We start from the raw sequence: 9,327 nt of genomic DNA on the forward strand, positions 1-9,327 counted from the left end.
CGAAAGCGGTGTGTCAGCCAAATCTCTTCTAACTGACACACCGCTTTCGCGAGCAAGCCCGCTCCCACAGTTGGAGGGGGGTGTACCTGCTGGTACTGAGGAAATTTCCGACAAGGTTTTCGGGTTGCCCCTAGGAACCGGGCTCCCTAGTCTCCGTACACCGCTGCAAATGCAGTGGTCGGGCGTCGCGGCCCGGTTTACAACGGAGTAAAAGCACCATCTCCCTTTCAGTCGACGCTTTTTTATCGTCTACTGTGTGGCGCTATGGCGGCTGTGCGCGGGATACCTTCGGGTATGCCGGGTTGCTCCTTGACCGGTCCGCGAACCTGCGTACAGCTGCCACCCTCCATCGCGTCGCGGCGATCAGTGGCGGCTCCACTTTCGTAAGGAGCTTCACAATGATCAAACCCACCCCAAATCCCCCACCCAGCGTAATCCTCACCCTTATCGACGGCATCAGCACCGAAGACCTGCTGGTCAACCTCACCGAAAACCTGGCCTCCGCCCACGCCCTGACCTGCGATTTCGCCTTTGACCTGGAGGGTACACAGCGAGAAGGTGCGCTGGGTATTGCGCAGCTGATTGAGGTGGGACGGTTGTTGGCTGAGCGACTGCTGGATGACAGAGCGCCGTCACCAGAGGCAGAACCTGCTTGAATGATCGTGATGATCGTTCCCACGCTCTGCGTGGGAATGCAGCCAGGGACGCTCCGCGTCCCGACTTGAGCCCTGCGCAACGGTGACGCAGAGCGTCACAGGAGGCATTCCCACGCGGGAGCGTGGGAACGATCTTCATAAGGGTTGGATGTTGGACGCTTGCTTGCCTTTGGGCCCTGTCGTTACGTCATAGCTGACTTTTTGGTTCTCTTGCAGAGATTTGAACCCAGCACTCTGAATCGCTGAAAAATGCGCAAAAAGATCCTCGCTACCATCATCCGGGGTAATAAAACCAAACCCCTTTGTGTCGTTAAACCACTTCACAGTACCCGTCGCCATAACCCTTCTCCTGACATTGCGCTCAAAAATCTCGTTAGATAAGCCTGATACCAAACGCAAACACACCCTGTGGCCGATGAATCCTGGCGAACTGTACCCGCTGGCCTTCTCTCCACCGTGTACACGCCGAACTCAAGCGGTCCAAACACACCGGCTCATCATCGCCATCCAACGCAATCAGCCCTTCACCGGTCTTGCGGTTATAAACCTTGATCGTCCCCGTTACCGCTTCCATCGCCCTTCCCCTGCATCTCGTTACTACTTGCGTACAGTGTCTGGCACCATAAAACCGCGGGAACGCAAAACTGGCTACTGTCAGAGTTGACAGGTAGCCGGGGATTAACGACCAGTGGTAGTGATTGTTTGCTGAGCAGGCGGGGGATTACTTTTTTCGCTTGCGGGATTTTCGCGCCTTGGGCGGCGTATCGATTTCGCCGCAGGGATTACCCGCTGCCTGAACGGGTACCGCGTTGCCTTCGCGGTCGCGGGCGACAAAACCAATGCCCTTGACGGCGTCAAACCACCTGACCGTAGCCCTGTCCATGACCGCTCTCCCGAGCCGCGCATGACGGCGCACCTCGCCGCTCTATGTAACAGTGAAGGCGGTGCAATGGATACTGTCAAAGTTGACAGGTAAGGCTGCACTTTAGACAGATGGTAGCGCTGGTTGTTATGCCGCCAAGGGCTCCGCCCGCCATGCCTGCCCCGCAGCCAGTCCGGCAAGTTCGGACAAGGGAGCAACCGAAGGGGTTGCCCAAGCAGGGTGCGGAGCTTCAAGGCTGGTGTTCAAACGTTCCGATTCTCATCTACGAGGTGTCAGCGCTTGGTAGGTCGTATCAGTTTGAAATAGTCATGGTCTTGTTCCAGAACAGCTTTGTAACCGGCGCCTGCTTTGAGGGGAATCCTTACACTTTTGAAAATATCATCCCATTGGGCAAATGCGGCTAGCGTTTGCTCAATGTAGTCGTTCGGCTTGAGGTACTTGTAGTCTGCACACAGCTCCTGAATCAGCCTCCGGGTTGCCTTCCCTCGACCGTTATATGCCGTTGTGTGTTCACCCCGAGCCTCCGCGAAAGTCAGGTCGTATGCCGGCGCGAGCGTCCACCTTGCTTCGTCGCCAGGCTTCTCTGGCTCACGCCCGATGAACGCGAAGTTCTTGGTGTGATCGTCGTAGTTGTGAAACAGTGCATTGAAAACCATCACCCTGGCCATTTTTTCGACTTCTGCGGCACTACGCGTCAGCATGTTTGTGAGCTTCAGTAACCCGCTGTAGTCCATGGATGGCAGTTTGTACGCAGCGTACATAAGCGCAGAAACCGTGATCATGTGAAGCTTTTTATCGCCCTGCCGGTCAAAGCGCTTTGTTGCGAAGAAGCCCTCGCGACTACCGTCATGCGTGGTCATGTTCAGGACAGTCGACTCAGCCATTTCGACACCTGCGTCCCTGGCCATCAGGTAGTAAGCATACTCAATTGCGCCGGTTTCGACCGGCTCATCTGGTGCCCTGAATTTGACTATCCAGTGATCATAGCCCGGCAGAATTGGCCCAAAAGCGGACCTTGCATGCTGCCCATCAGGAGACATTGCGACAATCGCTTTAGGGCGGGCACCACCAGGCGATCCCCCTGCAAGCCTGAGCTTGGTAAGCACTGCCGAAGTGTCTCCTGACAGGACTTCCACGGAGTTCTCGAAGAGCTCTGCAAGGTTAATTGTCCCCCTCAGCTCTCCTCTTTCCGCTTTTGGATGGTACTCAAATGCTCCCATGGCTCTGTCGCCCATGTAAGCGAGCCGATCCAGGGCAGTCACTGTGTAAGCAGTTCCCTCACCGAATGTGGCATTAAGGAATCTGTCCATCAGCAGCATGCCCCAGCCGTCTGGAAGAGAGTCCGCAAAGGGGCCGTGCAATCCTTCGAACAGTTCAGGAGCACGAGCAAGCTGGGGTTTGTCGTCAAACTTCATCGTGAACGGCGACAGGTTGAAGCCTGTAGCGAGCCATACCGGGTCGTAAGTGAAAAAAATCCCAACCCCCTCCTCCCTGTACAGATCACCGACTTTCACACCGCTTTTGGTGACCTCAAGGGATTCGAAACGCTTCAGCTTCGGATAATCCTGGCGCGGTTTCATTTAGTACCCCGTTTGCGCTTTGAGTTTTTCAGCTCTGTGAGGGAGTTCGGCTGCGAAGGTTTAAACAGAGTCGTTAGCGGAGTCAGCTCATCGAGCGCGGTGGCGAGCAGAATCATCGATTCGAGAGTAATAGAACCTGCAGTCTCGAACCGCTGGATCGACGACTCCGATACCCCTGAAAGCTCTGCCAAGGTCTTCCTCGTGAGGTTTTTCGATAGCCGTAGCTTTTTTGCATTTTTCCCCACATCGCGAGCGATCTCTGCGGGGGAGCTGAGCAAATGCATGAAGGACATGGCAGGCCTCGTTTAATTTTTACTAATGGCTAAATCTGACTTATTAATGGCATAAAAGCAGCATTATTAGTCAGTTTTGACCATTATAGCGCTATCGGCGTGCGCGAGGAAAAATCATATACCTTGCTAACAGTCAGATATGACTATTTATATGGAACAATTCGCGTTAATAGGTCAGTTATGACTAATTATATCTTCCATGCGCACAACTCAAATTTTGGTTGTCCGTCAGGCTCCGTATCCATTGGGGTTTAGATCATGCGCCGAACGGCGCGCTGCAAGCTCGGCGCACGGGCAGGAAAAAACGCAAGGTCGGAGCCGGGCTTGCCCGCGATGGCGTCGGTGCAGGACGACTCAGGAATCGCGGCGCAACTCCGGCGGAATCGGCAGGTCTTTGAGCGGGTCCGGCCGTTTGCCCTTGCCCGCACGGTATTGGCGGATCTGGTACACGTAGGCCAACACCTGCGCCACCGCCAGGTACAGGCCAGCGGGGATTTCCTGGTCGAGGTCGGTGGAGTAGAAGATCGACCGCGCCAACTCCGGCGATTCCAGCAGCAGAATGTCGTTGGCCACGGCGATTTCGCGGATTTTGAGCGCGGTAAAGTCGCTGCCCTTGGCCAGCAGCATCGGCGCGCCGCCCTTCTCCGGGTCGTACTTGAGCGCCACTGCGTAGTGGGTCGGGTTGGTGATGACCACGTCGGCCTCCGGCACCGCCGCCATCATCTTGCGCTGGGACATTTCCCGTTGCAGTTGGCGAATCCGCTGTTTGACCTCGGGGCGGCCTTCCTGGTCTTTGTGTTCGTCGCGCACCTCCTGCTTGGTCATCAGCAGCTTCTTGTGGCTTTCCCACAGCTGGATCGGCGCATCCACCGCCGCGATGATGATCAGCCCGCAGGCCATCCACAGTGAACTCCAGCCCACCACTTGCACGCTGTGAATAATTGCCGATTCCAGCGGTTCATGGGCGATGCGCAGCAAGTCGTCGATGTCGGACGACAGCACCGTCAACGCCACAAACAAAATCAAAATGAATTTCGCCAGCGCCTTGAGCAGTTCCACCAGCGCCTTGGTGGAAAACATACGCTTAAGCCCAGGCCCAGGGTTCATGCGGCTGAACTTGGGCGCCATGCTGCCGGCGGCAAACAGCCAGCCGCCGAGGGACACCGGCCCGATCAGCGCCGCCAGCAACAGGGTGATAAGCACCGGCTGCACCGCCAGAATCGCGATCTTGCCCGAGTGCAGCAGGTACTGGCCCATGGCGCCGGGACTCAGCAGCACTTCGCGCGGCAGTGAGAAATTGAGCTTCATCAGCTCCATCAGGTCCAGCGCCAGGCCGCCGCCGTAAATCAGCAGGCCACCGGCACCGGCGAGCATCACCGCCAGGGTGTTGAGTTCTTTGGAGCGGGCAATCTCGCCCTTTTCCCTGGAGTCCTTTTTACGTTTCTCCGTGGGGTCTTCTGTTTTGTCCTGGCCACTCTCGCTCTCGGCCATGGCTCAACGCGCCCGTGCCAGGTCACGTAAGAACTGCAAGGCATCGGTGGCCAGCGGTTGATACTGATTGAGAATGTCGGCCATGCCGATCCAGAAAATCCCCATGCCCAACACCAGGGTCAGCGGGAAACCAATCGAGAAAATGTTCAGTTGCGGTGCCGCGCGGGTCATCACGCCAAACGCGATGTTGACCACCAGCAGCGCAGTAATCGCCGGCAACACCAGCAACAACGACGCGCCGAGCACCCAACTCATGCGCCCAACCAATTCCCAGAAGTGATTGACCACCAGCCCCGAGCCCACCGGCAAGGTGGTGAAGCTTTCAGTCAGTACCTCGAACACCACCAGGTGGCCATTCATCGCCAGGAAGATCAAGGTCACCAGCATGGTCAGGAACTGCCCGATCACCGCCACCGACACGCCGTTGGTGGGGTCGACCATGGACGCGAAGCCCATGCCCATCTGGATCGAGATGATTTGCCCGGCGATCACAAAGGCCTGGAAGAACAGCGTGAGGGAAAAGCCCATCAGCGCGCCGATCAATATCTGCTCGGCAATCAGCAATAACGCGCTGAGGTCCAGGGCATTCACCGGCGGCATCGGCGGCAAGCCGGGCACGATGACGATGGTAATGGCGAAGGCAAAATACAGGCGGATGCGCCTCGGCACCAAGGTGGTCCCGAACACCGGCATGGTCATCAGCACCGCCGTGACGCGGAACATTGGCAGGATAAAAGACGCCACCCAGGTGCTGATCTGGGTGTCGGTCAAGGCCAGTACCGATTGCATCCGGTCAGCCGATCAACTGCGGAATACTGCCGTACAGCTGCAGGATGTATTCCATAAAGGTTTGCACCAGCCACGGGCCGGCGACGATCAGGGTGATCAGCATCACCAGCAAACGCGGGAGGAAGCTCAAGGTCTGTTCGTTGATCTGGGTCGCGGCCTGAAACATCGCCACCAGCAGGCCCACCAACAGGCTCGGCACCACCAGCACGGCGACCATCATGGTGGTCAGCCACAGCGCTTCACGAAACAGGTCGACCGCTACTTCTGGCGTCATGTCGCTACACCCCGCCGAAACTGCTGGCCAGGGTGCCGATAATCAGCGCCCAGCCGTCCACCAGCACAAACAGCATGATCTTGAACGGCAACGAAATGATCAGCGGCGACAGCATCATCATACCCATGGCCATCAGCACGCTCGCCACCACCAGGTCGATGATCAGGAACGGGATAAAGATCATGAAGCCGATCTGAAACGCGGTTTTCAACTCGGAGGTGACGAACGCCGGCACCAGGATGGTCAATGGCGCCTGATCCGGCGTGGCAATGTCGGTGCGCTTGGACAGGCGCATAAACAGCTCAAGGTCGCTGGAGCGGGTTTGCGACAACATGAAGTCCTTGATCGGGCCCTGGGCCTTGTCGATCGCGTCCTGGGCCGTGAGTTTCTCGGCCAGGTAGGGTTGCAAGGCTTGCTGGTTCACCTTGTCGAACACCGGCGCCATGATGAACAGCGTCAAAAACAGCGCCATGCCGGTGAGGATCTGGTTCGACGGTGTCTGCTGCAGGCCCAGGGCCTGACGCAGAATCGAGAACACGATGATGATCCGCGTGAAGCTGGTCATGAGCATGACAAACGCCGGGATAAAACTCAGCGCGGTCATGATCAGCAAAATCTGCAGGCTGACCGAATATTCCTGGGCGCCGGCGGCGTTGGTGCCCAGGGTAATCGCCGGGATCGACAACGGGTCGGCCGCAAACGCCAAAGGCGCGGCCAGCAACAGCATGAGCGTCAATAAAACGCGCATTACTTCTTATCCTTCTGATCCTTGCCCAGCAACTCCATCAGGCGCTGGGCGAATTCCGGCGTGGCGGCCTCGGTCTTGGTGGCTTCCACCGGCGTCTTGAGCACGTGCAACGGGGTGATGCGACCGGGCGTGATGCCGAGCAGGATCTGCTCCTCGCCCACCTGCACCAGCACCAGCCGATCACGCGGGCCGAGGGCGCGCGAGCCGATCATCTCGATCACCTGGGCATTGCCCGGCCCGATGCGCTGCACGCGGCGCATCAACCAGGCCAACACGAAGATCAGGCCGACCACCAGCAACAGGCCGAGCACCAGCTGGGTCAATTGCCCGCCGATACCACTGCTGACCGCGGGGGCCGCAGCCGCCGCTTGGGCGACCGGCTCAGCCGCCAAGGCGCTCAATGGCAGCGCCAGAAACAGTCCCGCCATCGAATACTTCATCTCAGCGCAACTTCTTGATGCGTTCGCTTGGGCTGATCACGTCCGTCAGGCGGATGCCGAACTTCTCGTTGACCACCACCACCTCGCCATGGGCGATCAGGGTGCCGTTGACCAGCACGTCCAGCGGCTCACCGGCCAGGCGGTCGAGTTCGATCACCGAACCCTGGTTGAGTTGCAGCAGGTTGCGGATGTTGATTTCGGTGCTGCCGACTTCCATGGAGATCGACACCGGAATGTCGAGGATCACATCCAGGTTCGGGCCGTCGAGGGTGACCGGGTCGTTGTTTTTCGGCACGCTGCCGAATTCTTCCATCGGCAGGCGCTTGCCGGCCGGCGCACTGGCGGCGTCGGCGGCCAGCAGCGCATCGATGTCGTCCTGGCCGACATCGCCGGTTTCTTCCAGGGCCGCAGCCCATTCGTCAGCCAGCGCCTGGTCTTCGGCGGAAGTGTTTTCGTGTTCGGTAGCCATTACATGTCCTCGGCGCAGCAAAAATTCATCGGTAGAAGGGGCAGATCAGCGACGGTTGATCGGTTCGATCACTTGCAACGCCAGGTTGCCCTTGTGGGAACCGAGCTTGACCTTGAACGACGGCACGCCGTTGGCGCGCATGATCAGCTCTTCCGGCAGTTCCACAGGGATCACGTCCCCCGGTTGCATGTGCAAAATATCGCGCAAACGCAGCTGGCGACGGGCCACAGTGGCGCTTAAAGGCACGTCGACGTCCAGCAGGTCTTCGCGCAGGGCCTTGACCCAGCGCTCGTCCTGGTCGTCGAGGTCGGACTGGAAACCGGCGTCGAGCATTTCGCGCACCGGCTCGATCATCGAGTACGGCATGGTCACGTGCAGGTCGCCGCCGCCGCCATCGAGTTCGATGTGGAAAGTGGACACCACAATGGCTTCGCTGGGGCCGACGATGTTGGCCATGGCCGGGTTCACTTCCGAGTTGATGTACTCGAAATTGACTTCCATGATCGCCTGCCAGGCTTCCTTCAAGTCGATGAAGGCTTGCTCCAGCACCATGCGCACCACACGCAGTTCGGTGGGGGTGAATTCACGCCCTTCGATCTTGGCGTGACGGCCGTCGCCGCCGAAGAAGTTGTCCACCAGCTTGAACACCAGTTTGGCGTCGAGGATGAACAGCGCGGTGCCGCGCAGCGGTTTGATCTTGACCAGGTTGAGGCTGGTGGGCACGTACAGCGAATGCACGTATTCACCGAACTTCATCACCTGCACGCCGCCCACCGCCACGTCCGCCGAACGGCGCAGCATGTTGAACATGCTGATACGGGTGTAGCGGGCGAAACGCTCGTTGATCATTTCCAGGGTCGGCATGCGCCCACGGACGATGCGATCCTGGCTGGTGAGGTCATAACTTTTGACGCTGCCGGGTTCGGCAGCCATTTCGGTCTGTACCAGACCATCGTCGACGCCATGCAGCAGCGCGTCGATTTCATCCTGGGACAGCAGGTCTTGCACGGCCATGTCGTGATCCTACTGCAATACGAAGTTAGTGAAGAGCGCCTGCTCGACCACGACTTTACCGAGCTCTTTCTGGGCCACTTCCTGCACGCTGGCAGTGACCTTCTGGCGCAGCATTTCCTGGCCGACCGGGGTGGCCAGGCTGTCGAAGCTCTGGCCGGAGAACAGCATCACCAGGTTATTGCGGATCACCGGCATGTGCACTTTAAGCGCATCCAGGTCCGCTTGGTTACGCGCCAGCAAGGTGATGCTCACCTGCAGGTAGCGTTGACGGCCGTTCTGATTGTAGTTGGCGACAAAGGCCGGCAGCATCGGCTCGAAGATTGCCGGTTGCTTGACGTTAGTGGCGGTTTCGGCGGCGGGGGCCGGTTTGCTCGCGCTGCTGTGCATGATGTACCACGTGCCGCCAATCGAGGCGCCAATGGCCAGGAGCAGGCCCAGCACAATCAGCAGGATCAGCTTGAGCTTGCCTTTGCCTGCGGGTGGGGTTGCTGCTGCGTCGTCACTCTTCGCCATGCCAATAATCCGTCACTATTCGGGGATTCATAGATCTACGGGAAGGCAAGAGCAAGTGTTATGCCAGAGTTGTCTGGCAAGCCGGGCGCAAAACAAATGTGGGAGCGGGCTTGCTCGCGAATGCGGTGGATCAGTTAATGAATCTGTTGACTGACACACCGCATTCGCGAGCAAGCC

13 protein-coding genes are annotated in these 9,327 nt (G+C 58.3%); 1 reads left to right on the forward strand and 12 read right to left on the reverse strand.

Annotation, left to right across the window (positions count from 1 at the left end; genetic code table 11):
- Positions 1-398: 398 nt before the first annotated feature.
- On the forward strand, positions 399-656 hold the full coding sequence (locus ACTD9P_RS28590; RefSeq protein WP_099486872.1) for a DUF6124 family protein: 258 nt from the start codon (positions 399-401) through the stop codon (positions 654-656).
- 135 nt (positions 657-791) lie between these two features.
- Here ACTD9P_RS28590 and ACTD9P_RS28595 read toward each other — a convergent pair whose 3' ends face one another.
- The 12 genes from ACTD9P_RS28595 to fliL all read right to left on the reverse strand — a co-directional run bounded on the left by ACTD9P_RS28595 (position 792) and on the right by fliL (position 9,150).
- Complete coding sequence (locus ACTD9P_RS28595) at positions 792-995, reverse strand: cold-shock protein (RefSeq protein ID WP_438870280.1); 204 nt, start codon at positions 993-995, stop codon at positions 792-794.
- Positions 996-1,377: 382 nt separating this feature from the next.
- The gene (locus tag ACTD9P_RS28600; RefSeq protein WP_438870281.1) at positions 1,378-1,539 is read right to left on the reverse strand and encodes a cold-shock protein; all 162 of its coding nucleotides are present in this window, start codon (positions 1,537-1,539) and stop codon (positions 1,378-1,380) included.
- A 272-nt stretch (positions 1,540-1,811) separates the two neighbouring features.
- Positions 1,812-3,119 (reverse strand): type II toxin-antitoxin system HipA family toxin, encoded by a 1,308-nt coding sequence (locus ACTD9P_RS28605; protein WP_438870282.1) that lies wholly within the window; start codon positions 3,117-3,119, stop codon positions 1,812-1,814.
- Entirely contained in the window at positions 3,116-3,412 is a 297-nt protein-coding gene (locus ACTD9P_RS28610) for a helix-turn-helix domain-containing protein (RefSeq protein ID WP_438870283.1), read from the reverse strand. The genes ACTD9P_RS28605 and ACTD9P_RS28610 overlap by 4 nt, the downstream gene beginning before the upstream one ends.
- 354 nt (positions 3,413-3,766) lie before the next feature.
- On the reverse strand, positions 3,767-4,903 hold the full coding sequence (flhB, locus tag ACTD9P_RS28615) for a flagellar biosynthesis protein FlhB (RefSeq protein WP_438870284.1): 1,137 nt from the start codon (positions 4,901-4,903) through the stop codon (positions 3,767-3,769).
- A 3-nt stretch (positions 4,904-4,906) separates the two neighbouring features.
- Positions 4,907-5,692, reverse strand: a complete 786-nt coding sequence (gene fliR / locus ACTD9P_RS28620; RefSeq protein ID WP_138814490.1) for a flagellar biosynthetic protein FliR — start codon at positions 5,690-5,692, stop codon at positions 4,907-4,909.
- Positions 5,693-5,696: 4 nt separating this feature from the next.
- The gene (gene fliQ, locus ACTD9P_RS28625; protein ID WP_003214552.1) at positions 5,697-5,966 is read right to left on the reverse strand and encodes a flagellar biosynthesis protein FliQ; all 270 of its coding nucleotides are present in this window, start codon (positions 5,964-5,966) and stop codon (positions 5,697-5,699) included.
- 4 nt (positions 5,967-5,970) lie between these two features.
- Positions 5,971-6,714, reverse strand: a complete 744-nt coding sequence (gene fliP, locus ACTD9P_RS28630; protein ID WP_053257296.1) for a flagellar type III secretion system pore protein FliP — start codon at positions 6,712-6,714, stop codon at positions 5,971-5,973.
- The gene (fliO, locus tag ACTD9P_RS28635) at positions 6,714-7,154 is read right to left on the reverse strand and encodes a flagellar biosynthetic protein FliO (RefSeq protein WP_438870285.1); all 441 of its coding nucleotides are present in this window, start codon (positions 7,152-7,154) and stop codon (positions 6,714-6,716) included. The genes fliP and fliO overlap by 1 nt, the downstream gene beginning before the upstream one ends.
- Position 7,155: 1 nt before the next feature.
- A complete protein-coding gene (gene fliN / locus ACTD9P_RS28640) occupies positions 7,156-7,623 on the reverse strand; it encodes a flagellar motor switch protein FliN (protein ID WP_053257298.1) in 468 nt (155 codons plus the stop codon).
- Between the two features lie 45 nt (positions 7,624-7,668).
- A complete protein-coding gene (gene fliM / locus ACTD9P_RS28645) occupies positions 7,669-8,637 on the reverse strand; it encodes a flagellar motor switch protein FliM (protein ID WP_010166091.1) in 969 nt (322 codons plus the stop codon).
- A gap of 9 nt (positions 8,638-8,646) precedes the next feature.
- Positions 8,647-9,150 carry a flagellar basal body-associated protein FliL gene (fliL, locus tag ACTD9P_RS28650; protein ID WP_017134945.1) on the reverse strand — a complete coding sequence of 168 codons (504 nt, stop codon included), beginning with the start codon at positions 9,148-9,150 and terminating at the stop codon, positions 8,647-8,649.
- Between the last annotated feature and the right edge of the window lie 177 nt (positions 9,151-9,327).

Source organism: Pseudomonas onubensis, assembly GCF_965653655.1.
Lineage (GTDB): Bacteria > Pseudomonadota > Gammaproteobacteria > Pseudomonadales > Pseudomonadaceae > Aquipseudomonas.

Coding starts and splice junctions, on each gene's coding strand:
- ACTD9P_RS28590 (WP_099486872.1), top strand. CDS start 399: ATGATCAAACCCACCCCAAATCCCCCACCCAGCGTAATCCTCACCCTT.
- ACTD9P_RS28595 (WP_438870280.1), bottom strand. CDS start 995: ATGGCGACGGGTACTGTGAAGTGGTTTAACGACACAAAGGGGTTTGGT.
- ACTD9P_RS28600 (WP_438870281.1), bottom strand. CDS start 1,539: ATGGACAGGGCTACGGTCAGGTGGTTTGACGCCGTCAAGGGCATTGGT.
- ACTD9P_RS28605 (WP_438870282.1), bottom strand. CDS start 3,119: ATGAAACCGCGCCAGGATTATCCGAAGCTGAAGCGTTTCGAATCCCTT.
- ACTD9P_RS28610 (WP_438870283.1), bottom strand. CDS start 3,412: ATGTCCTTCATGCATTTGCTCAGCTCCCCCGCAGAGATCGCTCGCGAT.
- flhB (WP_438870284.1), bottom strand. CDS start 4,903: ATGGCCGAGAGCGAGAGTGGCCAGGACAAAACAGAAGACCCCACGGAG.
- fliR (WP_138814490.1), bottom strand. CDS start 5,692: ATGCAATCGGTACTGGCCTTGACCGACACCCAGATCAGCACCTGGGTG.
- fliQ (WP_003214552.1), bottom strand. CDS start 5,966: ATGACGCCAGAAGTAGCGGTCGACCTGTTTCGTGAAGCGCTGTGGCTG.
- fliP (WP_053257296.1), bottom strand. CDS start 6,714: ATGCGCGTTTTATTGACGCTCATGCTGTTGCTGGCCGCGCCTTTGGCG.
- fliO (WP_438870285.1), bottom strand. CDS start 7,154: ATGAAGTATTCGATGGCGGGACTGTTTCTGGCGCTGCCATTGAGCGCC.
- fliN (WP_053257298.1), bottom strand. CDS start 7,623: ATGGCTACCGAACACGAAAACACTTCCGCCGAAGACCAGGCGCTGGCT.
- fliM (WP_010166091.1), bottom strand. CDS start 8,637: ATGGCCGTGCAAGACCTGCTGTCCCAGGATGAAATCGACGCGCTGCTG.
- fliL (WP_017134945.1), bottom strand. CDS start 9,150: ATGGCGAAGAGTGACGACGCAGCAGCAACCCCACCCGCAGGCAAAGGC.